Origin of the sequence: Mongoliitalea daihaiensis (assembly GCF_021596945.1) — a bacterium.
In the GTDB taxonomy this organism is placed as follows: domain Bacteria; phylum Bacteroidota; class Bacteroidia; order Cytophagales; family Cyclobacteriaceae; genus Mongoliitalea; species Mongoliitalea daihaiensis.
This window is the reverse complement of the sequence record NZ_CP063779.1, coordinates 2981610-3008075: the sequence shown is the minus strand read 5'-3', so window position 1 is coordinate 3008075 and position 26466 is coordinate 2981610. Positions and strand designations below refer to the sequence as shown.

General features: G+C 39.8%; 20 protein-coding genes. 13 read left to right on the top strand and 7 right to left on the bottom strand.

Annotated elements, in window-relative coordinates; translation table 11 throughout:
* Window positions 1-12 precede the first annotated feature (12 nt).
* Window positions 13-801: a copper resistance protein NlpE N-terminal domain-containing protein gene (locus IPZ59_RS12780; protein ID WP_236136438.1), complete on the top strand. Its 789-nt coding sequence runs from the start codon at window positions 13-15 to the stop codon at window positions 799-801.
* A 56-nt stretch (window positions 802-857) separates the two neighbouring features.
* Here IPZ59_RS12780 and IPZ59_RS12775 read toward each other — a convergent pair whose 3' ends face one another.
* From IPZ59_RS12775 to IPZ59_RS12760, 4 genes are all read right to left on the bottom strand, one after another.
* Window positions 858-4757, bottom strand: a complete 3900-nt coding sequence (locus IPZ59_RS12775; RefSeq protein WP_236136437.1) for a PAS domain-containing protein — start codon at window positions 4755-4757, stop codon at window positions 858-860.
* A gap of 130 nt (window positions 4758-4887) precedes the next feature.
* Window positions 4888-5490, bottom strand: a complete 603-nt coding sequence (locus IPZ59_RS12770; RefSeq protein ID WP_236136436.1) for a DUF2911 domain-containing protein — start codon at window positions 5488-5490, stop codon at window positions 4888-4890.
* An 88-nt stretch (window positions 5491-5578) separates the two neighbouring features.
* A complete protein-coding gene (locus IPZ59_RS12765; RefSeq protein WP_236136435.1) occupies window positions 5579-6823 on the bottom strand; it encodes a DUF819 family protein in 1245 nt (414 codons plus the stop codon).
* Between the two features lie 19 nt (window positions 6824-6842).
* Window positions 6843-7175 carry an arsenosugar biosynthesis-associated peroxidase-like protein gene (locus IPZ59_RS12760; RefSeq protein WP_236136434.1) on the bottom strand — a complete coding sequence of 111 codons (333 nt, stop codon included), beginning with the start codon at window positions 7173-7175 and terminating at the stop codon, window positions 6843-6845.
* 139 nt (window positions 7176-7314) lie between these two features.
* Between IPZ59_RS12760 and gldC the strand changes: the two genes are divergently transcribed.
* Both gldC and IPZ59_RS12750 read left to right on the top strand, forming a co-directional pair.
* On the top strand, window positions 7315-7659 hold the full coding sequence (gene gldC / locus IPZ59_RS12755) for a gliding motility protein GldC (protein ID WP_236136433.1): 345 nt from the start codon (window positions 7315-7317) through the stop codon (window positions 7657-7659).
* A 234-nt stretch (window positions 7660-7893) separates the two neighbouring features.
* The gene (locus IPZ59_RS12750; RefSeq protein WP_236136432.1) at window positions 7894-10908 is read left to right on the top strand and encodes a TonB-dependent receptor; all 3015 of its coding nucleotides are present in this window, start codon (window positions 7894-7896) and stop codon (window positions 10906-10908) included.
* A gap of 250 nt (window positions 10909-11158) precedes the next feature.
* Here the strand turns inward: IPZ59_RS12750 and IPZ59_RS12745 are convergent, their stop codons facing one another.
* Window positions 11159-11650: a hypothetical protein gene (locus IPZ59_RS12745; protein WP_236136431.1), complete on the bottom strand. Its 492-nt coding sequence runs from the start codon at window positions 11648-11650 to the stop codon at window positions 11159-11161.
* Between the two features lie 178 nt (window positions 11651-11828).
* Here IPZ59_RS12745 and hutG point away from each other — a divergent pair, with 178 nt between their 5' ends.
* Entirely contained in the window at window positions 11829-12770 is a 942-nt protein-coding gene (gene hutG, locus IPZ59_RS12740) for a formimidoylglutamase (RefSeq protein ID WP_236136430.1), read from the top strand.
* A gap of 201 nt (window positions 12771-12971) precedes the next feature.
* Here the strand turns inward: hutG and IPZ59_RS12735 are convergent, their stop codons facing one another.
* Window positions 12972-13718 (bottom strand): DeoR/GlpR family DNA-binding transcription regulator, encoded by a 747-nt coding sequence (locus tag IPZ59_RS12735; protein ID WP_236136429.1) that lies wholly within the window; start codon window positions 13716-13718, stop codon window positions 12972-12974.
* Between the two features lie 16 nt (window positions 13719-13734).
* The gene (locus IPZ59_RS12730; RefSeq protein WP_236136428.1) at window positions 13735-14547 is read right to left on the bottom strand and encodes an N-acetylmuramic acid 6-phosphate etherase; all 813 of its coding nucleotides are present in this window, start codon (window positions 14545-14547) and stop codon (window positions 13735-13737) included.
* Window positions 14548-14762: 215 nt separating this feature from the next.
* Here IPZ59_RS12730 and IPZ59_RS12725 point away from each other — a divergent pair, with 215 nt between their 5' ends.
* The 9 genes from IPZ59_RS12725 to IPZ59_RS12685 are packed head-to-tail and all read left to right on the top strand — an operon-like array spanning window position 14763 to window position 26443.
* Entirely contained in the window at window positions 14763-17855 is a 3093-nt protein-coding gene (locus IPZ59_RS12725) for a SusC/RagA family TonB-linked outer membrane protein (protein ID WP_236136427.1), read from the top strand.
* 6 nt (window positions 17856-17861) lie between these two features.
* The gene (locus tag IPZ59_RS12720; RefSeq protein ID WP_236136426.1) at window positions 17862-19289 is read left to right on the top strand and encodes a SusD/RagB family nutrient-binding outer membrane lipoprotein; all 1428 of its coding nucleotides are present in this window, start codon (window positions 17862-17864) and stop codon (window positions 19287-19289) included.
* Window positions 19290-19301: 12 nt separating this feature from the next.
* Window positions 19302-19766, top strand: coding sequence for a hypothetical protein (locus IPZ59_RS12715; RefSeq protein ID WP_236136425.1), 465 nt, complete (start codon window positions 19302-19304; stop codon window positions 19764-19766).
* Entirely contained in the window at window positions 19766-20785 is a 1020-nt protein-coding gene (locus IPZ59_RS12710; protein ID WP_236136424.1) for a metallophosphoesterase family protein, read from the top strand. Before IPZ59_RS12715 ends, IPZ59_RS12710 begins: the two co-directional genes overlap by 1 nt.
* 46 nt (window positions 20786-20831) lie before the next feature.
* Complete coding sequence (locus IPZ59_RS12705) at window positions 20832-21488, top strand: N-acetylmuramoyl-L-alanine amidase (protein ID WP_236136423.1); 657 nt, start codon at window positions 20832-20834, stop codon at window positions 21486-21488.
* A 15-nt stretch (window positions 21489-21503) separates the two neighbouring features.
* On the top strand, window positions 21504-23165 hold the full coding sequence (locus IPZ59_RS12700; RefSeq protein WP_236136422.1) for a glycoside hydrolase family 10 protein: 1662 nt from the start codon (window positions 21504-21506) through the stop codon (window positions 23163-23165).
* A gap of 4 nt (window positions 23166-23169) precedes the next feature.
* Window positions 23170-23649 carry a GNAT family N-acetyltransferase gene (locus IPZ59_RS12695; RefSeq protein WP_236136421.1) on the top strand — a complete coding sequence of 160 codons (480 nt, stop codon included), beginning with the start codon at window positions 23170-23172 and terminating at the stop codon, window positions 23647-23649.
* Window positions 23646-24923: an MFS transporter gene (locus IPZ59_RS12690; RefSeq protein ID WP_236136420.1), complete on the top strand. Its 1278-nt coding sequence runs from the start codon at window positions 23646-23648 to the stop codon at window positions 24921-24923. Before IPZ59_RS12695 ends, IPZ59_RS12690 begins: the two co-directional genes overlap by 4 nt.
* A gap of 17 nt (window positions 24924-24940) precedes the next feature.
* The gene (locus tag IPZ59_RS12685; protein WP_236136419.1) at window positions 24941-26443 is read left to right on the top strand and encodes a glycoside hydrolase family 3 protein; all 1503 of its coding nucleotides are present in this window, start codon (window positions 24941-24943) and stop codon (window positions 26441-26443) included.
* The last annotated feature ends 23 nt before the right edge of the window (window positions 26444-26466 follow it).

The following is a 26466-nucleotide window of genomic DNA, read 5'->3' as shown; positions in this document are numbered from 1 at the left end:
TACCTAATAACTATGAAAAAGACCAGTATTGTAGCAATGATTTGCCTATTGATGTCAGCCTGTCAGTCGGAAAAATCAACCGTAGAAACCAGCGAAGATATGACTTTTGCGATGGGCGATAATAGCCGCAGCAGTGTTGATTGGAATGGAACGTATAAAGGCACCTTGCCTTGTGCAGATTGCGCAGGTATTGAAACCAAAATCATCATCAAATCCGATGAAACATTTGAGAGGTCAATGAAGTATCTTGGTAAGGAAGACGATCTTTTTTTTGATCAGGGAACGTTTGAGTGGGATGATTTGGGAAGAACAATTACCCTTACCAATGAATCTGATGAGAAACAATCATATCAAGTAGGTGAAAATATCTTATTTCAATTAGATCAGGATGGTAATCGAATTACAGGAGATTTGGCCGAGATGTATACGTTGGTAAAAAACTTTACAGATTACGAATTAGAAAATAAGAAATGGATTTTAATTGAATTGCGAGGCACTCCCTATGAAAAAAGATCTGATGACAAAGAGGCATTCTTATTCTTTGATAATGAAACATCACGGTTTTATGGAAATACAGGTTGCAATTCCATCAATGGAGGATATGAACTCCAAGATGGTTACCGAATCACCTTTGGAAATGTAGCAAGCACCATGATGGCTTGCCCTTCTCTGGAAAATGATCAAATCATTGGTTCTCTCCTCAAAGAAGTAGATAATTATAGCATTGGTGATGATCAACTCTCCTTAAACAAAGCGCGCATGGCACCATTAGCCCGCTTCCAGTTAGTTGAAGAAGAATAGGATAGAAAGCGGAATTTCTTTAGAAGAAAACTAACTGCATCTGTGGTTAGTTTTTTTTATTCAATATAAACACTGATTTTCTTTACAAAATCTTTGATCTGTAAAGGTTTTACCAAATAATCTTTAGCACCACTATCCAATAGGTTTTTTACTTGCTCTGGCATAGCATTTGAACTTACAATTATTACTGGAATGGTTGATGTTTGTGGATTTGCTAAAAGTTGCTTCAAAACCTCAGCACCATTGATATCAGGCAGATCCAAGTCTAACAAAATGATTTGTGGCTGATGTTGCATGGCTAAGGCCACCGCCTCTTGCCCAAACTTTGAATGAATTAGTTTTACATTAGGAAGTGATAATTCAAAAATATCTTTTACCAATTCAATATTTGATAGATTATCTTCAATATAGACCACTTTTTGGCTTTCTGATTTCGTCAAAATGACTGAATCCTCTCTTACTGTAGATGCTTGGGATATTAAGGATTCCGACCATTCTACAATAGGGAAATACATAGTGAATATTGTTCCTTTACCCAACTCACTGACTACCTCCACTTCTCCGTGCATTACCTCTACCAATTGTTTGACAATTGTCAAGCCTAAACCCGAACCTTCGACTAACGAACTTTCTGCTCCAAGTCTTTGAAAAGGATCAAATAATTTACTTAAATCCTCTTTAGCTATTCCCAACCCCGTATCCATTACCACAATCATTAATCTTTGGGAATTCGATGGATCTACCCCCCCATTGATCCAAACCTTACCATTTTCATAATTATACTTGATGGCATTATCTAATACGTTCAGGACAATCTGCTTAAACCTAAGCTTATCAAGAAGCCCAACTAAATCATTGGGGAAATCTGCTGAAATCTGAACACTAATACCTCTCTTTTGAAAAGTAGGCTTGGCCAAATCAATCACTTCTTGAATAATAGGTTTGACTGCCACCGCCTCTAGGGACATCTTGTAGTTACCCGACTCTATAGTTGTAATATCTAACACCTCATTGATTAATTGCAATAGATGTCTACCATTGGAAAGTATAAAATCCAATGATTTTTTATGAGAAGCTGAGAGCTCTCCTAGATCCATTAATTGCGCAAATCCTAAAATAGAATTTAAAGGTGTCCGCAGTTCATGACTCATGCGAGAAAGAAACTTACTTTTTGACTGATTGGCAATCTCAGCTTCTTCTTTTGCCTGTAAAATTTCTTTTTCTGCTTTTTTCCTACTCGTTATATCATAGGTATGTCCATACCAGTGGACACTTTCTTCCTCATCTACATAGGTCAAAGCATTGGTAAATACCCATTTAATTTTTCCATTCTCCTCTAAAACGCGGTATTCATAACTCAATGCCTTGGGATCAAGAAGGGAAGACCTTAATAAATTCGAAACCATTTCAATATCATCTGGATGGATTTTATCGAGAATACTTGAAGCATCAAAGGCGACGCTTTCTGGGTCAAGACCCCATAACTCTTTGATTCCGGGACTGACATATGGGAAACTTAACTTTCCCTCCTTGGTCCTTTTTAGCTGAAATATCATTCCAGGAACTCTACTAGAAGTATTATTCAATATCTCTAAGGAATCATTCAATTGCTTAGTTCGCTCTTCTACTAACTGCTCTAAATTAAGGTTGAGGCGCTTTATCTCCTCTTCTATGCGTTTTCTTTCGGTGATATCCTGGCCTTGAGCAATTGTTCCCACTGTTTGCTTTTCTTCAAAATCCACAATAGGAGCTGAATTCCATATGAATGTGAAAACCTTTCCCGAAATATGCTGAATAGGGATTTCTACAGTTTCTAGTCGTTCCCCATCACTTGTATGTTGAATTAAACTCATACAAGACTCGATGGCATCTGGAGGAAATAAAATCTCCAACCCCTTCCCAATGACATCTCTCTCTATTCTCCCCGTATAGTTTTCAAATGCCTTATTGAACTTGGTGATCTTATTATCCTTATCCCAAACTATAATTGGGGCGTTGGCGTATGTGAATAGATTATTAAGATATTGATTGCTTTTCTTTAATTCCTCCTCCGTCTTTACCGTTTCGGTAATATCTTGCATTGTACCAGTCGCCTTTATGGGTTTGTCAAACTCATCATAGGTTATCTCACTTTTTTCTTGAACCACTTTGATCTGACCATTTTTATCCAACAATCTATGGATGATTTCATAGGGCTTTTTGTGATAAAGTGCATCATTAAATGCTTGATCAACTTTGACTCGATCTTCTGGATGAACTACTTCTAAAAAATCATCATAGGTAATGGAGTTGTTTTTTTTGTCAATTCCTAATAAATGATAAATCTGATCTGACCAAAAAACCTCTTGGGTTTGAAGATCGAACTCCCAGCTTCCTAATTTCGCAATTCGTTGAGCCTCCACAAGTTTCTCTTGCCTGTCCTCAAGTTCTTGCTCCATCTGTACTTTTGATGTGATATCTTCTATATACACCACATAACCTCCAACTGTTCCATCGGCTTCAAACCATGGAATACAGCTCCATTTATTATATTGAATTTGATCTGGTAAAACAATTTTATCTTTTTCGCTTCTGGAAGAAATGCCTTGCAAAGCTTGAGCGTGGGCTTGGATAATATTTTCCGGAAGATTTGGAAAGATATCGTAAGAATATTCTCCAATTACTTTTTTATCAAGAATTCCAAAGTCTCTTAAATACTTTTGGCTGGTATACACAAATCGGTTGTCCTTATCAATCAAAGCTACGGTACTATCCATATTTTCGACAATGTATTTTAGCAAATTTTTAAAATGCTCTTCTCGGAGTTCCGCATGCTTCTGTTCGCTAACATCGGTCAAAATCCCCGTATACACCAAATCACCATTATCCCGAAGCCGGGGTGTAGCCCGAAATTGTATCCAAAAATACTCTCTCTCACCTGATTGACGCATTCTTCCTTCCCAAAAAAAAGGGGTTAAGTTTTGTACACAGTATTGATTTTTTTTCGCAAAATCTTCCTGCTCATCGGGATGAATCAATTGGGTAATTAAATAAATATCTTGCTTCAACGTGGCTAAATCATAACCAGTCAATTCGGTCATGCGACGATTTAGAATTTCTATATCAAGAGATTTATTTATTGTAAACCAATCTTTTCCTTGAAGCTCTTTAAATTTTTTGTAAACTATCCTGTAAACTCCCGAAGGCTGGGCATTTATTAAGTCTTCAAACTGTCTTTTCTCTTCAATTATTGAGAGTTCACTTTTTTTCCGTTCTGTGACATCCAATAAAAAACCCTCTAAAAAGAGTGTATTACCATTTTTGTCACTTACTGTCTGACCGCGTTCAAAAATCCATCGGAGTTCACCTGATTTGTGAATAATTCTATACTCAATTTCCCAAGCTGATTTTCCGTCAATGGCTTTTTGAACCTCCTCAGCAACAAATTCTCTATCCTCATCTACAATTAGCTGATCTAATCCTTGAAAGGTTTTTTTTGTTAATTCATCTGATGTATATCCGCAAATATGAAAAATATTACGTGTCGCATAAAGCATTGTCCACTCCTGATCAAACTTACACCGATAAATCGCCCCCGGAAGGGTTTGATTCTCTAGTTCATTCTTTTTCATATCAGCAGTAGTATCCTGCATGGATTCAAGAAAACTTTCTTTTCTAAAGACTAAATGTACATCTTCTTGGCTAAAGGGATAAAGAATGACCTCATACCAATCCCCTTTAATCCAAATGTGTTCGATCAATTCCTTTTCCAAGTGCTGAATATCCGGTAAGTGCTCTTTTAAAAAATGTATGATAGATGACTTTTCATCAAGTTCACTCAGCGTATTATTCGAAATCTTATCCTCATCACTTTTAAACAAGTTGAAAAATTTATTATTTGCTTCTGTTATGGCTAAAGTCGGCTTCGTACAAATACTAGCAAAGGCAATATGCTGACTGTTTTTAAAAATATTCATAGTAGGGCCTGTTAAATTTTCCATTCAATTGAAAGAATGTATACATATGTACGAAATTTATCCAAAAAGCGGACAAAAAAAAAGTTGGCGAAAAAATTCCGCCAACTCGATTATCAAATAAGCTAAGGTCTTAAAATGCGTTTTTGAAACCTTCCATTTTTTGATCTACTTGTGTATCCACCATAAAGGAAACCTTTACATTTTCCCACTTCATGGTGATCTTAGCAACTTTATTGTCTTCTGCTGATATGGCGTATTGCAAGCGCTCATATGTTGATGTGGTAGGTTCTGCTTTTACATTTACTGTAACCACATCATCCTTTGCCAAAGCCTCTTCATCAATTTTACCATCCTTCATGTAGGCAAAAACAGAATTTCCTTTAGAATTTAATCGAACAGTCCATTCTCCATTAGCTCTTGGAGTCATAAAGAGCGTATACTTTCCTGGGCGAATATTTTTCCCACCAATATTCACCATTGTACTGAATTCGATCGTTGTTGCAGCATTAGCTCCTGCTCTCCAAGTCACCTCATACTTTTCAATCTCACCGAATATCTTTCTTCCTTTTACTGCCGGGGATGAATAGTCAATGCTAATTTTAGTAAATCCAACATTTTGACTGATAGAGGCTGCTGGACTTGCAACAGGCGTCATCATTTGTGCGGATACTTCGTTTGTGAAAGCTAGAATAATCATCGCAAATGCTGCGATAAACATGTTGAACTTTGTCATAGTTGTGAATTTAATTGGGTTTAAATTTAGGTGTTTAAACACGAATTTATAAAACTTGTTGCATATCTAGGTCAATTCTTTTCCTATCCTAAAAAATCTTAAGCAATTCGGCCATTAGAAACCCCAAATAATTCCCCAAAGCATAACCAATTACACCGATAGTTATTCCCGGTACAATAATCTTTCGGTTGTTAAGTGCTCCAGCAATTACTGGAACAAACGGAGGAGAACAAATAAACGCGACAGAGGTTACCATGAGCGTATCCGAGTCGATCTTAAAAATCTTGCTAAAAATCAATTGTAGCAAAAGAGATCCAAAAACCACCAACGCGAGATATCCAAAAACAACAGGAGTAATTCCTAGCAGTGTTTGTACATCTACCATAGATGCTACAATCAAACTGAATATCAAAATAAGATACATACCTGTTTCATAAGTATACAAGCGTGTTCTGACCGACTCTTTCAAAGATGCAAGCAAAGAAAGTGTAGTAATTATCAAAATGATTGTAATCATCAATGCCGATGGCGGCACCTGAAATGCCACAGCTGCACTGATTGCCACTATGATCAGTGCTAAACCTAATCCTTTTGCGATAGAAGGAAGATGTTTTTTTTCAAATTTAACTACCAAACTATCAGGTTCATCCTTTGCATTGCTAAATGCAACTTGCTGATGATCGGGGGGCAATAACTTACGAAAGATCTTTTTTCCAATAGTCAATAAAAAAACCAAATAAGTAAATGACACGATCAAATCATAACTATGGATCAAAATGTAGGTAGCTGGCTCCACATTTAGCATCATTTTTAAAGATGCTAAATTGGGCGTACCACCAGTATAAACTCCCACGAGCATACCACCTACCTTCCAAAGCTGTTCTCCGTATATTCCTCTGAATATAATAAACCCTACAAAAACCATACTACTGACAGCAACTACCGCAATGAGGAGTGATTGAAGCGTAGTTTTAGCAGATCTTACCAATACTCTTAGATCGGTAGAAAACAACAATAAAGGTAATGCTACAAGAATGCTGATACTCATAAGCGTATCTTGCAACTGGTAAATGGACAACGCAGCATACTGTTGAGCTGTCCACTCACCAGAGGCAAAAAGATCTTTCGCTTGCTTCTTAACGGAAGCAGAATCCAATGTCAAAAGATCGTGTATATCTGGACTCAAGAGTGGGTAAATCCCAATATTTCCAATAATTAATCCTGCGGCATATGACAACATCACAGCACCTATTTTATCCAACCAAGAATACTTGCGGCAGGCGATCAATATAACTGCAGGAAATAAAAGATAAAATAGCGCAAGACCAATCATAGAGGAGTATAGTCGTGAATTACATTGATAAATCCGATACCTTATTCATCATTTGAGTGGCGTGAACTAAAGACGCCCCTCCCCTGATTGCGGCTGCTACATGCACCGCTTCCATCAGTTGAGCCTCATCACAACCTTTCTCCATTGTATCTACTGTGTAGGCATCAATGCAATAAGGACATTGAATGGCGTGAGCAACTGCCAAAGCAATCAGTGATTTTTCACGGGCAGTCAAAGCCCCTTCTTTAAATACCTCTCCATAATATGCAAAAAACTTGTCAGCCATTTCTTTTTGGAAATCCCCAATTTTACCAAATTTTTTAAGATCCTCTGGATTGTAATACGTTTTCATAAGCATTAATTTATTTTATTTTGGACGTGAAATTAAGGATAGCCGACAAAGATTATGTATAGTAAGGTACAATTCTGTAAAAATTAATGGAACTATACGAATACCTTCATAGTTTTGCATGGAAATTTAGATCAGATATATGAAAAATTCAGAAATAAAATTTAACGTACAGCTTGATGATAAAAATTTGCCAAAATCCATTCAGTGGGAGGCAACGGACAAAGAAGGAGGAGATGCAGAAAGCACCAAAAGTATATCATTGAATGTTTGGGATAATTTAAACCACAGTACCCTTCGAATTGACCTTTGGACGGAGGATATGTCTGTAGCAGAAATGAAACGCTTTTACATCGACATTATTGGGGGTATGGCCCAGACCATCCTAAATAGTACGGGAGATGAATTTATGGCAGAAGAAATGAAAGAGTTGTGCGATCGCTTGGTGCAACATGTGAATGAAGAAAATAAGAAAAACACCCAATAATATTTCTTAAAATTACTATTTAACCTCAGCTATCTTTCAAAAGCTGAGGTTTTTTTACATATTTTTTTAGTTGATTATGAGACAGTTTCCAAATTAATTAAGGAATTCTTAAAATTTCTTAAAAATATTTTTTGGGATTTCCTTTAGAAATGCTGAATTTCATCTAAATTTCACGCCAAAATCACTACAATTAATTGGAAGCGTCAATTATCAAACCAATAACCCAAATACCTTATGCAAACATTTACTAGAAGTACATGGCGTATAGTTTCCCTGCTATTCGTCATAGTTTCCCTTAGTGCCGCACAGGTCATTGCTCAAACTACTACCATATCTGGTACAGTGACTGAGGAACGAACCAAGGAGACACTCATAGGGGTCAATATTGTCGTAAAAGGAAGAGTGGTGGGAACCATTTCTGATTTAAACGGTAAATTTAACCTGCGCGTTAACCAAGCGCCACCTTTTACCTTGATTTTCTCTATGGTGGGTTTCTCCAGCAAAGAAGTTGAAATCACCTCTGAAAATGTAAGTAACCTAAATGTTACGCTGGAAGAGGCATCTATTCTAGGTCAAGAAGTCGTAGTGTCGGCTTCAAGAGTAGAAGAAAATGTACTCAAATCCCCAGTAACTGTAGAAAGAATGGATATCATTGCCATTCGAGAGGCTCCTCAAGCCAGCTTTTATGATGGTTTGAAAAACCTTAAAGGAGTAGAGATGTCCACTCAATCCTTAACATTCCAATCCTTCAACACTAGAGGTTTCAATGCCAACGGTAACGTTCGTACTGTACAATTAATTGATGGAATGGATAATCAAGCACCAGGTTTGAACTTCTCAGTGGGTAATATCGCTGGTATTTCAGAATTAGACTTAGAATCTGTGGAATTACTACCAGGTGCAGCTTCTGCATTGTATGGTCCAAATGCCTTGAATGGTATCTTATTGATGAATAGTAAAAACCCATTCCAATATCAGGGTTTCTCTGCACAGATGAAAACAGGTGTCATGGATCAAAACAACCGTTCAAACCCTACTACTGGTTTTTATGATTTTGCTGCCCGCTACGCTACTGCCTTCAACGATAAGTTAGCATTGAAGGTAAATGTTAACTACCTAAGGGCAGATGACTGGCAAGCCAATGACTTTAGAGATCAATCTTTATTGAATGGCTCTACCATAGAAGGCGGAACTAGACAAAATAATCCTGGTTTCAACGGTGTAAACGTATATGGTGATGAAACCAACGTCAATATGTTTAGCATCGCGCAACAAATGGTAGCGGCTGGTGCACTACCTCAACAAGCATTAGCATTGGTTCCTCAGACATTTGTATCTAGAACAGGATATTTAGAAAGAGAGCTAGCTGATTATGATACCAAATCATTGAAGTTGAATGCAGCTTTACACTACAGAATCAATGATAATGTAGAAGCGATTCTTCAAGGTAATTTTGGTACAGGTACCACTGTCTACACTGGAGCTGACAGATATTCCATTACTGGATTTAGTATCGGTCAGTACAAAGCAGAATTGAAAGGTGCTAACTGGTTTGTTAGAGCATACACTACCCAAGAAAGATCCGGAGATTCCTATGCCATAGGTATCGCTGGTCAAGGAATCAATGAAGCTTGGAAGCCAAGTACACAATGGTTCCCTGAATATGTAGGTGGATTCGTATCTGCTCTTTCTCAAGGTGCAAGTGTAGATGCCGCTCATGGAGCCGCAAGAGCATTTGCCGATCAGGGTAGATTTGCACCCGGATCTCCTGAGTTTAGACGTGCTTTAGCTGACGTTACTTCTAGACCTATTCCAGGTAATGCACAGGGTGTAGGTGCTCGATTTGTAGACAAAACAAATCTTTATCATCTAGAAGGTTCTTATGCATTTAAAGACATCAAATTTGCAGACTTTGTAGTCGGCGCTAACTATAGAGTATTTCAGTTAAATTCTGAAAGAACCCTATTTGCAACTGATGACGCGGGAAATGAATTCAATATCCGTGAATTTGGTGGTTATGCACAAGGTGCTAAGTCTTTATTAAACGATAATTTGAAGTTAACAGCGTCTATACGTTATGATAAAAACGAAAACTTTGAAGGGCAGTGGTCCCCAAGAGTTTCTGCCGTATACTCTGCTGGTAAACATAACTTCAGAGCATCTTACCAAACTGGATTCCGTATCCCTACTACCCAAGATCAATACATTGATTTGTTGACTCCACAAGCTCGATTGATTGGTGGGTTACCATTATTGAGACAACGCTATAACTTTGCCAATAACCCTGTTTATTCATTGGCAACAGTTACTGCTTTTGGAAATGCTGTTTTTGCAGATACTCAGCCTAACTCGCCTGTATTTCAAGCAAGCATTCAGCAGGCGACACAACAAGCCACGGCAATTGTTATGCAACAAGTACAGGCTGGTATAATCACTCCTGAACAAGCTCCTGCTGCTATTGCTGCACTTGTACCTCAAATTGCCGCTCAATTAGTCCCTGGAAATGCAGCCGCTGCCAACCAAGGTTTAAAGTCAGAGTATGAATTATCAGAGTTTAAACCTGAAACTGTCCGTTCTTATGAAATTGGTTACAAGAGTTTGCTAGCTAAAAACAAGTTACTAATCGACGGATACTTCTATTACAACCGATTTGAAAACTTCATCGGTGGACAGGTCTTGATTCAGGATGCTAATTTCAATCCTCAAAACCCTGCATCGGCTCTAGGTCTTAACTTATTGTCTGCTAATACAAGAAATGTATTCTCCATGCCTGTTAATCGTACAGAAATTATCAGATCTTACGGTTGGGCTTTAGGAGCAGACTACCAATTACCTAAAGGATATACTGTAGGTGGTAATATTTCTTCCGATGTATTGGCCAATATTGAAGACCTTGATGGTTTCCAGCCTGCATTCAATGCGCCGAGATACAGAACAAACATCACCTTTGGTAACAGAAATATTAACAACAAAAACATTGGTTTCAATATTGCCTACAGATGGCAAGATGAGTTTGTATGGCAGTCTTCTTTCGTAGCACCTGCTGTGTCAACGCAGCAATTGTCAGTAATGCCAGCATTCGGTACCTTGGATGCTCAAGTGAGCTACAAAATCAAGTCTATGAAATCAATTGTAAAAGTAGGTGGACAAAACCTATTCAACAGTTCAGGCTATCGCCAAGCTTGGGGTAACCCAACAGTTGGAACGATGTATTTCGTATCCATCACATTTGATGAGTTCTTGAATTAAAAAAACCAAAGGTTTTACAAAAAAAATTAATTTAGACATGAAATGCCCCCAAAAAATTAGATAGTTTTTGGGGGCTTTTTTTGCTATTGGGATGCTAATTTGCGATAAAAACAGCATAAAAACTGACTAAATCATGTCATGAAGATCAGGAGTGCTACTAGAGAATCATGGATTTCTCTCCATAATCAAATCCCTCCTGATATTTTTCGGAAGGGAGCAAAAAAACAGGAAAAGATAAATTCTTAACGCCTTATCGTTTCTTAATTAACTTCCACTTTGTATCGATAGAGATTTCGGGGTCCCAAGTTTTGTTACCTGACTTGCCATTAACCAAAACTGTTTCTCTATTGGTCACCTCTAGTTCTCCAGAAAAAGGTTCTGACGTTAGTAACTTCAAATGAAGATAGATTCTTTTATCTTTTGCAATATCATACCCCCAAAACTTGAGCATTAAAAATTCATTTTGTTCACTATCCTCAACCCCATCAATTAGAACAACTTTATTACCGTTTAAATACCCCTCTCCTACCAGTTGATCCATAATAATATTCCCCTTTAGGGCGACTTTAGAAACTTTTAAATCCAATTGAAGGGAATCACCTTTATCTGAAAGCCCAAGCCAAACACCGTCGATATCCTTTATATTAGTTCTCTCCAAAAATGTTGGTGCTGCATGCTGCCCAAAAACATAAGACGAGACGAGCATGAGAAAAATGAGGCAAATACATTTTAGATTTTCCATAACAAATAAATTAGTTTTCTAAAACTACCCTCCAAAAACTAAAAAGAGCAAGTGTTTGGTGAAATTTATTTTCACTAATGACTTTCAGGAAATGAATGATTTAACAAGATTATAAATTTTAATCTATTTTTACCTGAGTGAATAAATTGCCAATTTCCACCTAAAACTCCTGACAACTATGCTTCATCCTTCGGAAAACAGTTACCATGGAAGAACTTCAACCAATCAAGAATACTGGCATGAACGTATCAGGCAGACGAACATAAGTGCCCTTGATAAAATAGAAGCAGGAAAAAAACCAGCGCTTTTAGGTTTCTGTTCGGATACAGGGATTGAAAGAAACCAAGGGAGGATAGGGGCAAAAAATGGACCTGATACCATTCGACAGGCACTTGGTCCCCTAGCCTATCATGCCCGATTTGAGCATATTCAAGACTTCGGAAATTGTTGGGATCATGATGGAAATTTAGAGGAAGGTCATGATGAACTTTATGGACATATCTATTCCCTGTTAGCGCATAATTACTTTCCAGTAATTTTTGGAGGAGGCCATGATTTGGCATATCCTCACGGGAAAGCAGTCATTGATCATTGCTTGGCAAAAAATGAAAAAGTTGGCATCATCAATTTAGACGCACATTTGGACTTAAGAACTTTAGCAAACGATCAAGGTCATTCCGGCTCTCCTTTCTTCCAATTGGCAGAAGCTTATGGTAAAGACTTTCACTATTGCTGCTTGGGAATGCAACCTGCTTCCAATCCAACCACATTACTTACTTATGCAAAAAAAATAGGTGCACATCTTATTGATATAATTGATTTTCAGTTAGAAAATTGGAATGAAATTCAAGACCAATTGGAACATTTTTGCTCTGATAAAAACAAACTCTATTTGAGCATTGATTTGGATGGCTTTTCATCGGCATATGCCCCTGGTGTGAGTGCTCCTTCTCCTCTTGGTTTTTCCCCTGTCCTTGTAATGAAAGTAATTGATTGGCTTTTGGCTAGTAAAAAAATGATTTCTTTAGACATCGTAGAACTTAATCCCATTTTTGATCAAGATAATTGTACTGCAAAACTAGCAGCTCGATTGGTAGAATATTCCGTCCGTAAAATGTAACATAGTCCTGACGATAATCATCTATCAATGTGATCCTCGTCAATCTCTTAATCAATCTAATTTACTATTTTTAGGTATTGAAAATGAAGGCATTGATGTATTTAACAGAGGACGCCCAGTGAATGGGTTTAAGTAGGTTGATTGAATTTTTTTTCATAGGGAAGACCCCAAGTTTTTGACTTGGGGTCTTTTACTATCCACCTACAAAATATCATCAATGTATTCCCGAAAAGGGTGAAGTTTTGAGGAATCAGGCTCTAATTCAGTAATCAAAATATCTACGGCATTCAGATCACAGGTTTTGTAGCGCTGCACACTGAATAGCTTATTGGAAACAGTAAGTAATACCAACTTTTTAGTAGCTGCAATCATAGCCCGTTTGACTTGGACCACTTCCCAGTCAAATTCAGTCAAACCACTGCTTGGATCCAGATAGCCTGTACCTAAAAAACATAGGTCTACTTTTATTTGAGAGAGCACATTGGTTACCATCCCTCCCACAGCGAATTTAGCCTCATGCAATAGTTTTCCTCCGAGGAAAATCACCTCCACATTTGGAAAATTCATCAACTCAGATGCTACCTGCAAACTCGGTGTAAAGACAGTCAAAGGGATTTTGCGTGGAAAAAATTTCACTACCTCTAAATTTGTCGTACCCCCACTCATCAATACCACTTGATCTTCTTTGAGTAACTTTACTGCTTTGGCAGCAATTTGCTGCTTTTCGTTTTGCAGGTAAATCGGTTCATCTAAATTAGGGGTAAGAAAACTTCTAGAAATAGCTCCTCCGTGGACTTTTCTTAGTTTTTTTAAATGATCTAATTCCTTGACATCTCTCCTGACAGTATCGATGGAGACATCCAATTGCTCGGACAGATCTGTGAGCAAAACACGGTTATGGAGGTGAACTTGCTCCAAAATGAGCCGTTGCCGTTCTTCTTTAAGCATTTTTTGGGACTAAGCATTAAACAGATTTGACAAAATTCTTCAATGAATTGTCGACAGACCCATATAACTTCAATAAATGGGCTGCTTCTAGTGGTGTAATTTGCAATTCATTCACCAAAATATCAACCCCTCTACGAAAAAGCTTTTGATTAGCAAGTTTCATATGGACCATTTTGTTGTCTTTGACTCTTCCAATTTTGATCATCAAACTCGTACTGATCATATTCAATACCAATTTTTGAGCTGTGCCGCTTTTCATTCGTGTACTTCCCGTGACAACTTCAGGGCCAACAATGATCTCTATAGGGAATTCTACCGCCTCGGCTAGAGGTGTATCGGGATTATTGGTAATACAGGCTGTAAGGCAACCAAACTCCCTAGCTTTTTGAACTCCCCCAACAACAAACGGGGTATATCCTGACGCTGCAATTCCAATCACTGTATCAATTTCCTGAATACTTATGGCTTCTAAAGCCTTCCAAGCAGCATCTACATCATCTTCTGCATTTTCAACAGATGATTGAATAGCCTGTGCTCCTCCTGCAATGATTCCAACTACACGGTCAGCAGGCATTCCATATGTGGGTGGGATCTCAGAGGCATCCAAAATCCCAAGCCTTCCACTTGTACCCGCACCTATGTAAATTAAGCGCCCACCTTTCTCAAACCTAGGAAGAAAAGCTTCCATAAATTGCTCTATTGGAGAAATAACAGCTTTTACTGCTATCGCTACTTTTTGATCCTCTTGATTGATGGTTGCTAGGAGTTCTTTCAAACTCATCTGCTCCAAGTTGTTATAAAGCGAACTTTGCTCGGTTATTTTTTGCATAAGATCTATCGTTAATTAAACCAAACCAAAAATTATCAAAAACGGCATAAAACAGCAAGTAAATAGCCGTTTATTTTTGATTTCATCCATTTTTCGAGATTATTATAAAATAAATGCGTTTTTTTCTTGCATTAATGTGCAGTTTTTGGTTTTTTTAACCAAACAATTATATCAACCAAAAAACCTAATCATTTCTTTCACTAAACTAAATCAGCATGAAAAGACACTTACTTGCAGTGATGTTGCTGTTTTTTGGGCTTACCTCAGAGGGTTTTGCCCAAATAGCAATTACAGGTACGGTAGTTGCCTCTGATAATCAAGAGGAATTGCCAGGAGTAAATGTGGTCTTGAGAGGCACCAACAGGGTGGTAGTAACCGATATTAATGGTCGGTTCAACATCACTGTCCCATCTCAGGAAAGTATTTTACAATTCTCCTTCATTGGTTTCAAATCCAGAGAGGTAAGAGTTGGTAATCAAACTGATATAACTATCAGTTTAGACCCGTCTACAGAAGCCTTAAATGAGGTGGTAGTCACAGCCTTCGGTATAGAGCGCGATCGAAAATCTTTGGGCTATGCAGTTCAAGAAATCGACAACAAATTAATCCTAGAAACCAACCAACCAAATGCATTAAATGCGCTAAGAGGCCGTATAGCCGGTGTAAATATCACCAGTAGCTCTGGGGCCCCGGGTGCTGGAACTAATATTGTCATTCGGGGGATCAATTCCTTAAACCCAAATGCTGATAACCAACCTTTATTCGTAATTGATGGAATCCCTATTTCGAATGAAACCAATATTACGGGCGGTAGAGGTGGTTCCAATTTCACCAATACCAACCGTGCTGCCGATATCAATCCTGACGACATCGAATCAATCAGTATCCTAAAAGGTCCCGCAGCCTCGGTTCTTTATGGATTGAGAGCAGCTAATGGTGCTGTTATCATTACTACCAAATCGGGAAAAGCAGGAAAAACCACCTTCAACTATAGAACAAGTGCTAGTATTGATCAAGTAGGGCGCACTCCTCCTATGCAACAAAATTATTTAAGGGGTTTCAATGGTCTCTACAACCCTACTGACTATCGCTCTGATGGTCCGCCTGTTCCAGCGGGAACTCCTGTATTCAATCAATGGGATGAAACTTTTAGAACAGGTAATACTTTCCAAAATAATTTTTCATTCTCAGGAGGGAGTGACAAAGCCACCTTCTTTGGTTCCTTGGGCCGTTTAGACCAATCAGGTATTCTACCTAACTCAAACTTTGACCGAACCAATATCAAAATTGCAGGTTCACTCAAGGCTTCGGATAAACTTACCTTAGACGGTTCTGCTACCTTCATCAATTCTAATGGGATCAACCCAAGAATGGGCGTAGGTGGTGCAGGGGTTATTTCCTATGCTTCTCGATATGCACCGGATGTAAACATAAGTGATTTTATAAATCCAGATGGCTCTCAAATCCGTTATTCTACCATTCTTGATAATCCCTTGTATTTTGCTCAAAATGCTTTTCAAGAAGAGTCTGTCAACCGTTTATTAGGGAATTTGGGAGCAACTTATCTGATCAATGATTGGTTGACAGCAAGCTACCGTGTAGGTATTGACCAATATACTGACAAACGATTTATCTTAACCTCTCCTACTACGTTGATTGGAGCAGGTGCCAACGGAAGTATTTCCGAACAAATCATTGGCTACCAGGAACTCAATTCTAATTTCTTGTTGACAGGTGAGCGAAAACTATCCGATAATCTAAACATGGTCGTAACGATTGGTAATCAATTGACTACAATCAATTCTACAAGTCTTACGGCCTCTGGATCAAACTTTGTAATCCCTGATTTCTGGTCTGTCAACAACCTAAGCCAATATCAAGCACGCTCCTTCCCTAGTAGCAGAACTATTATTGGTGTCTTTGCTGATGCAAAGTTTGATTACAAACAAACACTCTTTTTGAATATTACAGGCAGAAATGACTGGTCTTCAACTTTACCAAGAGAAAACAGATCCTTCTTTTATCCATCTGTAAGTATGTCTTACATCTTTACTGAAACGTTAAAACTATCTCCATCTTCTGTACTTAGCTATGGTAAATTGAGAGGTTCGTTTGCAGAAGTTGGGAAAGATGCAGCTCCATTTTTAATTGGTAATTATTACAGCACTTTGGTGCCATTTAGAGGAATTGTTGGTGTGGCACGAAATGGCACCATTGGTTCAGAAAATCTAAGACCTGAAAGAACGAGAGGTTTAGAATTTGGTCTAGACATTGGATTATTCAAAAACAGATTACGCATCGATGCCAATTATGCGATCCAAACCTCTATTGATCAAATTATCCCAATACCTGTTTCAAGAGCTACTGGGTTTACCAATTTTGTAGTCAATGCTGGAGAAATCAGAAATAATATTTGGGAACTGACAGCGGATATTGCAGTAGTACAAAAAAAGGATTTCTCTTGGAACTCTATTTTCAACTGGTCTCGTTTGAGAGGAAAAGTAATTTCCTTACCTGAGGGACTGGATCAAATTACTTTCCAACCTGAAACGCCATGGGTCAAACAACGCGTACAAGTGGGAGGAAGACCGGGTGATTGGTTTGGTTGGCCCCTTAGCCGCGTAGAAGACCCCAACTCTCCTTTCTTCGGACAGCCTGTTATTGTAGATGGATATCCCAACGTAAATAACCAATGGAGAGGTGTACCACTAGCAGAGGATAGTTTCATTGGAAACGCATTCCCTGATTGGGAAGGGGGATGGAATAACTCTATTCGATATAAAAATCTCGAATTGTCATTCCTTTTTACCTTTAGAAAAGGTGGATATGTTTTTGACATCAATAGAAGATTACGTTACGGTCAAGCTGGAGGAGAAGCACCAACAGGAGCAGAAACAGAATTGAGAAATAGATTGGTTGTCTTTAATGGTGTACGAAATACAGGTACCATAGAAAACCCAGTATGGGTTCCAAATGATCAACCTGTGCCTATTGGAGTTAGCACCCTTTACGGACAGGCTTTCAGATACCGATTGGCGTCTGAGTTTAACGGCTTCCAGGAAGCCAGTTGGCTAAGATTACAAAACGTAGCCTTGAATTACACGTTACCTACCCGCTGGATCGACAAGACTCCGTTCAACTCAATCACTGCATCAGTAACCGCTAATAACCTTTGGCTGACAACACCATTTGTTGGTTTTGACCCAGAGCAAAGTGCGTATGGACCAGGCAGTAATGTCTTTGGATACGTTGGAACTAATGTACCAGCGACAAGTAGTGTGTTCTTTGGGTTAAACTTTAACTTCTAATCCGTCATGAATAGATTCTTCAAAAAAATAAGCATAGCATTGGTTACAGTATTTACTGTAAGTTCTTGCGACAATTTGTTGGACATCAATGTTGATCCTGGGAGAATATCATCCGATCAAGTGACCGTCCAAAACTTACTTCCTTCTGCCATTCGGTTTACAGCCAATGTGCAGTTTGGCGCATCTCAATTTGGCTCTCAATATCCACAATATTTAGGTGGGCAGGCAATCAGCCAATATACGCCTTATGGTTTTGACCAATTGTGGAGACCACTGTATACAGATGCTCTTCCTACGTTACAAGAAATCATCACGCGGGCAGAAGCCCAAGGGGCTTTCAACTACAGTGGGATCGCAAAAGTCATGTTAGCGATGAATATGTTAACGGCATCTTCTATTTATGGAGACCTGCCATATACCCAAGCCAATAGAGGGACAAGTTTATTGAACCCTTGCTATGACCCTATGCAGGACTTATACCAGATTCATATCCCACAATTGATTGATTCAGCTATTGAAGACTTGCAAAGACCCTTACCTGATCTCCCAACGTTGAGAATTGTCAGAAATGATTATGTATACAATGGAAATTTAGAAAGTTGGAGAAGGGCAGCTTTTGCCTTAAGAGCTCGTTACAACCTCCAATTATCTGTAAAAAATCAAGCATTGTTAGCTGCCGCTGCAGCTGATGTTGACCAAGCATTTACAGGACCTACACAGGATTTGGAACTTGTCTATGAAGCAAATATCCAAAACCCTTGGTGGAGTTTCTTGGGGAATCCAGTCAACAAAACACAACAGCCAACCTCCTACATCACCAATATGATGAACGGTACTGCTCAGTATCCTGGTTTGGTCGATCCAAGACTTCCTTTATTCATGAGTTCTACTAATCCTGATCAATTCATTGGTGTTGTTCCAGGAAGATTAGTGGGAGATGATCCAGCTGTCAATGTCAATTTAACTACTACCACTTGGCACAGTAGAAATATTGCACCCCTCCAAATGATCACTTATGCGGAGGCTCAGTTTATCAAGGCGGAAGCACTGTTCAGCACAAACAGAGCGGCTGCATACGAGGCTTATCTAAACGGAATCAGAGGCAGTATGACCAAGCATGGGGTCGGTATGGAGGCGATAAATACCTACGTCAATGATCCTCAAATCTCTATGGGGGCGACCAATCTTCAACTGAAAGACATTATGCTGCAAAAATACATTGCCCTGTATTTACAGATTGAAACATGGAATGACATGAGACGCTATCAGTATGACACAGCGGTATACCCAGGATTGGCCAAGCCTGTTATCAATCAAATCCCTGGAGAGCCTTGGATCCAACGGTCCAACATTGCAGATGATGAACCAGGAACCAATACCTGCATCCCAGTAATCCCTAATCAGGGAATCAAATTATGGTTGTTTGACAATTAAAATTAATCGGCTATGAAAAAGTTAAAAATAATTGCAAGTAGTTTATTGCTCATCTTTGGAATGGGAAGCATGTACTCCTGTGATGTCGCACCCACAGACGCACTTATGGAAATCATCAAGGAAGATCTGGGCTTTATCCCAGTCATTGCCAACTTTACTCTGGCAAGTCCTACTGCTTCAGCAACTGCCCCAACAGCAGGAACCAATTGCACCTTTGACCTTCGCTATTGGTCAGAGGGCGAAATTGATCGCGTACAGTTTTGGGTAAAACTCGGTACAGCAGATCCTGTTTTGGTAGACGACAGACCCTATGCACCTGCTTTCTCCAATATAAGCAAAACGGACTCCCTGTTGATCAATTATACGATCCCAGCTGCTTTACCAGTCGGTACAGTTGTTGGAATGGAAGCTAGGGTTACAAATAAAAATTTACCTAACTTTCCGGTCACCCGAACAGTGAACGTAACCGTTAGATAATGACCCAACGACGATCATTTCTAAAAAAATTGGCCATTTCTGGGGTTGGATTAAGTCTAACTTCCCAAGGAATGGCCAATTCCTTTTCTGAAGCAAATTTTTCCTTTTTACACTTGACCGATGCACATGTGCGAAGGAAGCGAAAAGGAGATCTGGGATTTGAGGCATGTGTGCAAAAGGTCAATTCCTTGAGTCCACAACCATCCTTTGTTCTGTACGGGGGAGACCAAGTCTTTGATGGTATGTACACGGAAAAAGAGGAATATTTGGACCAGTTGAGTTTATTTTCAAGCATATCATCTAAGTTGCAAATGCCGTCCTATCACTGCATAGGCAACCATGATATCTTTGGCAGGAGTAGCAGAAGGAAAACCAGTCCCAATGATCCAGATATCGGAAAGAAACTTTACATGGATACGGTTGGGATGGAGCAAAGCTATTACTCCTTCAATCATCAGGGTTGGCATTTTGTCATAATGGATTCCTTACTAGAAGTAGACGCAGACCACGGTCCAAGTCAAACCCATGCTTTCGGAAAAGAACAACTGGAATGGCTACGCTTTGATTTAGGCAAGCATCATGGCATGCCTACGGTCATTGTCACCCATATCGCTGCCTTCAACAATATCGGGCAAATCAATGCAAGTCCAGAACTACTGGCCATGAACCATATGGTGGTCGCAGACACAAAAGAATTCAGGGAAATAATCGAACGACATACTGTCAAAGCAGTCCTTCAAGGACATAGCCATATTCCCGAAGACTATCGGTTCAATGACATCTGGTATATCACCAGCCAATCTGTGAGCGCAGCATGGTGGGGAGGTAACTGGAAAGGATACGAACCTGGATTCACATTACTTGAAGTGAGAGGTGAAGAACTAAGCTGGAAGCGCATCTCTTATGTTTGGGAGGCACAGTTAGAACCCGAAGATAACCTCGAAAGAGAGAGAATTCAAGAATACAAAAACTTCCTCGAAGATCAACGTCGCTTAAGAAAAGAAGAAATCGGTCAATAAATGGGCCGATTTTCCTTTTATCTTTGATTTCAAATACATCTAACCTATGCATATATATCGACTGATTTCACTAGTTCTATTTCTGTTGAGTAGTCAATTGGTCACTGCTCAGACATTTAGGATTTTCGATAAACCCATTATCTTCAATGAAGAGCGGGAAAGACTTTCGCTGGAATATTTAGAAAAAAGACACGGAATCATTCAGGAAACCGCTACTATCAACCCAAAAATGGTGGTTGTGCATTGGACGGCTGTTCCTACTTTAGAGAGCACCTTTGACGTTTTTAACCCCGTGCATCTCGGAGGAAGACCCGAATTGACTACTGCTAGCAACTTAAATGTATCCGCTCAATTTTTGGTAGATAGAGATGGCACCGTCTTTCGCTTATTGCCCGACACCACATTTGCCCGCCACACGATTGGATTGAATTACATGGCGATTGGTATTGAAAATATCGGAGGACCAGATGCACCATTAACCAAAGCGCAGGTAAAAGCCAATGCAGAATTGATCCGCTATTTACATAAAAAACACGGCATTGAATATGTCATTGGACATCATGAATACTATGACTTTCAAGGTTCTCAATTATGGAAAGAAACCGACCCTAATTACTTGACTCAAAAAATTGACCCAGGAGATCGATTTATGAAAAAACTCCGAAAGCGCCTACAGCCATTGAACTTCAAAAGCAAACCATAACCAACTCCTTCAGGGATGAAAACTCGTCAACTCAAAACCCAATTATTCCTTTTTTTAGTCGTAATGCTGGGATTACAAGCATGTAAAACCTCTCGGACACCCACTTCTCAACCCAAAAGAAGTGTGGAAACACCTACACGTCCATCTACACAAGCACCTATTCCACCGAAAACAGTGACTCCGCCACCTCCAAAAGAGTTTTACCGCCAATTACCCATCTCTATCCCTGAAAGTCCACGGGAAATGAGAGCTGTATGGATCGCCACGGTAGCAAATATTGATTGGCCAACCTCATCCACGGCTTCCTTTGCATCACAAAAAGAGGAGTTTATAAAATTGCTAGACTACTATCAAGCCCTGAATTTCAATACAGTCATCGTGCAAATCCGTACCTCAGGAGATGCTCTTTATCCATCCAATTTTGCCCCCTGGTCTAGGTATTTAACCGGCAAAGAAGGACAAAAACCGAATACTTCCGAAGACCCACTTTCTTGGATGATCTTAGAAGCACATAATAGAGGCTTAGAATTCCATGCCTGGCTCAATCCTTACAGAGCTACTATGAACTTGGACACCAAGCTCCTAAGTCCTGATCATGACTTTTTCAAACACAAGGATTGGATGATCAAGTACGACACCAAGTACTACTATGATCCTGGAAGACCCGAAGTGCGTGCACACTTAACAGAAGTCATTCGTGAAGTGGTCAAAAACTACAACATCGATGCGATTCACTTCGATGATTACTTCTACCCCTACCAAGTACCAAAATTGAAGTTTGAAGACCAAGCGAGCTTCAAAAAATATGGACAAAAAGGACAAAAACTGGATGATTGGAGAAGAGAAAATGTCAATATTCTAATCCGTGATATTAGTCAGATGATCCGACAAGAGAAAGCTTGGGTTCAATTTGGTATCAGCCCCTTTGGTGTTTGGAGAAATAAAGACAAAGACCCTAAAGGCTCCAATACCCGTGCTGGGCAAACCAATTACGATGAACTGTATGCAGATGTTCTTCTGTGGATGAAAAATGGTTGGATTGATTACCTGATTCCACAATTATATTGGAGCATGGATTATAATTTGGCTTCACACCGAATCTTGGTAGACTGGTGGGATGAAAATCATAACAATACACATATTTATATAGGAAATGGCCCGTACAAAATCCGTGACAATGCTGATAAAGCCTGGGAAAACCCTATGGAAATCCCCAATCAGCTAACTTACTCCCGATTAGCTACCCATGTTCAAGGAAATGCCTTTTTCTCTGCCAAGTCCATGTACAGCAAAAACCGCGACGTGGCAGACTTAATCAAACGCAATCATTACCAAAGACCGACCCTTCCTCCAGCACCCTTGGCGTCCCAATCCAACAGCATATTGCCTACTCAGGTTCAGATGGTGCCTCATGGAAATGGGTTTGCCTTTGAATTCCCTGAGATGCTAGGGCCAGATGTGCGCTTTGCAATTATCCAAACAGCCGGTAATTTGGCAGATCTTCAAGGCCACACCGACCGAGTAGAATGGAGAAAAATCCACGTTGACATGACCAATCGAAAGACTATCCCTGTTCTAGGCTCTGTGCACTCCAAATATGTTTCTTTAAGCTTTATTGACCGATTTGGGAAAGAGAGCAAACCTATGGTATTTGAATTGAATCCTGTAATCCCCTAAAGCTATGAAAGACATGTTGGTTCGATTACTGGGATTACCCGATGTCCAAGACACGGAAAACTCTCTTGGAAAGAAAGGCGTGGTGTTTAGGAGACCAATTCCCCCCGAGAAGTCTTTTGTGGTAGACTGGGTGTTTGAACACTTTGGTGAGTATTGGAAAAATGAAGTTGAGACTGCTTTTTCTTCCCTACCCGTGCGCTGTTTTATTGCACAGCAAGGACATGAGATCCTCGGTTTTGCATGTTTTGAGACATCTGCTAAAAACTTCTTTGGACCTACTGGAACCAAAGAGTCTGAACGGGGTAAAGGTATTGGAAAAGTACTCCTCATCAAAAGCTTGGAAGCCATGAAGGATATGGGCTATACCTATGCCATCATTGGCGGTGTAGGACCTGCATCCTTTTATGAAGCCGCTGTGGGCGCTCAGCTGATTCCCGGTTCGGAAGTCAGTATTTACCAGCATTTGATCCGAAAAAAACCATGAAAACCCAACAAACCCAAAATAATCCTTGGTACTGGGTACCGCCCTTGTACATGACCGAAGGACTCCCCTATGTCATCATCATTGTGGTCTCTGTCATTATGTATAAAAATCTGGGTATAGATAATTCAGACATTGGACTTTACACCAGTTTATTATACCTCCCCTGGGTAATAAAACCGTTTTGGTCACCAATGGTGGATTTGATTGCTACCAAACGTAAATGGTTTTTAGGGATGCAATTGGTTTTAGCAGCCTGCTTTTTGGGTGTTGGTCTAGCCATTCCTACCAATCAGTTTTTTGTGATCAGCTTAGCATTTTTCTGGATGGGTGCTTTTGCTTCTGCTACCAATGACATTGCCTCGGATGGATTTTACCTATTGGCATTGAAAGAAGATCAACAATCCTTTTTCATAGGCTTAAGAAGTACCTTTTACCGCATTGCATCTGTCACAGGTCAAGGATTGATCGTGATTTTGGCGGGTTACCTAGAAACGCATTACGGAGACAACTCCAAGGCTTGGTCCATCACCATGCTTTTGGTAGCCGCATTGATTTTCATCCTTACGCTGATCAATTTCCTTACTACACCCAATGTTGAAAAGCAGGCTGATTATCAAAAACAGGAATCATTGACGTTTTTAGAAGTATTTGCGAGTTTTTTCAGAAAGAAAGAAATCAGTTTGGCCTTGGCATTTATCCTTTTGTATCGCTTGGGAGAATCTCAACTGGTAAAGATGGTTTCTCCTTTCCTCTTAGATAGTAGAGAGACAGGCGGATTGGCTATGAGCACCTCGGATGTAGGGTGGATATATGGGACTTTCGGGGTAATTGCCCTGACCTTAGGTGGAATTGTAGGCGGCGTCGTAATTTCAAAAGACGGCCTAAAAAAATGGATTCTTCCTATGATTTTGGCTCTCAACGTTCCTAATTTTTTCTACTATGTATTGGCTTACATTCAACCGGAATCCATGTTTTTTGCAGGCGCTGTAGTGGTCATCGAACAATTGGGTTATGGCTTTGGTTTTGCGGCCTTTATGATGTATTTGATCTATGTGTCCGACGGACCTGCCAAAACTTCCCACTATGCCATTGCTACGGGCTTTATGGCTTTGGGTATGATGATTCCTGGTATGGCCTCTGGATACATTCAAGAATGGTTGGGTTACGAACAATTTTTCCTCTGGGTATTGGTATCAGCTATACCGGGAATCTACCTGGTCAGGTATATCAAAATACCTGCTGATTTTGGTAAAAAACAAGAATCCAACACTTAAAAAGACCAACTGAACGCATGAATTTACATGAGAAAATCGGGCAGCTATTTACTCCAGCTGCTTACATACACGATACCGAAGAAAACATCCTAGCCATGGAGCGCTTGATTACCGAGCAGGGTATCGGTGGGATTACTTTTTTCCATAGCAGACATTCTGCTGCTGCCAACTTTGAGCAAAGGCAGGAACAACTCAGCTACGAACAAACCTTAGAAAAGTTGATTGCCTTGATCAATCGCTACCAAGCGCTATCCAAAATCCCCTTACTTATCAGCATCGACGCGGAATTTGGACTAGCTATGCGGATCGAAGACACTCCCCACTATCCTTTTTCCATCGCGATGGGTGCTTTGACCATGGAGCACTTATCATGGGTAGAAGCTTACGGAGAACGAATTGGAAGAGACTTAAAAGCGTGTGGCATCCATCTTAATTTCGCCCCTGTTGCGGATATCAACACCAATCCCAAAAATCCGGTCATTGGCTACCGATCTTTCGGTACTGATCGGGAGAAAGTCAGTGCTTTTGCGTTGGCTTGTTTTCAGGGAATGAAAAAAGCGGGAATAGCAGCCTGTTACAAGCATTTTCCCGGTCACGGAGATACTGCGGTTGACTCTCATTTGGGGCTTCCGATTATTAACAAAAGCAAAGCGGTTTTACTGGAAGAGGAGTTGTACCCATTTATCCAAGGAATTGCTGCCGGCATAGATATGATCATGGTAGGCCATTTAGCTATTCCCTCTCTCACGAAAGGAGAGTCTATCCCTGCAACTATTTCCAAAGCAATCATTACAGGGCTACTGAGGCAAGAATTGAGCTTTGACGGAATCGTAGTATCGGATGCACTCAATATGAAAGCCGTTGCAAACATGTTTAGCGAACCGGGACAATTAGAATTTGAAGCCTTTGCAGCAGGAACAGATCTCTTGTGCTTTTCAGAGCATGTTGCAGAGGGAATTGCAAAAATAGTCCAATTCGGTAACCAAGATCAAATCGAACGCAGTTTTGAGCGCATTCAAGAACTTAAAATTTCTTTGGGATTACTGGCACACAAACCTTTGGCAGTCCCTTCTTTTGACTTCCAAGGAGTACATGCGTTCAACAAGCAATTGGCAAAAAAATACATACATGTTTTCCATAGGCGGTCGGACCTTGACCAAATAAGCGCTAGTGCTGGCCTGATTATTGGTCCTATCCAACAAAATCATTTTCGCAAAGATGCACGCTACCCGGTCTTTCATTCTATCGATGAACTTATGGCTGCAATTCCTCCAACACGTGCAGTGACCGTAAGTCTTTTTGTCCCTTCTGCGAAGCCCGTCAAAAACTTTGGTTTGGAGATGAGTGATCTTGAAAATTTAGACAAATTGACCCGACACTACTTGGTGGACCTTTACCTATTCGGAAACCCTTTGTGCCTTCGACTGATACCTTCCTGGGAAGCCATGCGCTCGATAACAGTGGCTTATCATGGCTTTGAAGAGAATCAGCAAGTAGTATTCGAAGCTTTTGGGGGATAAAGAAGCCGACTTCCTATCCCCGT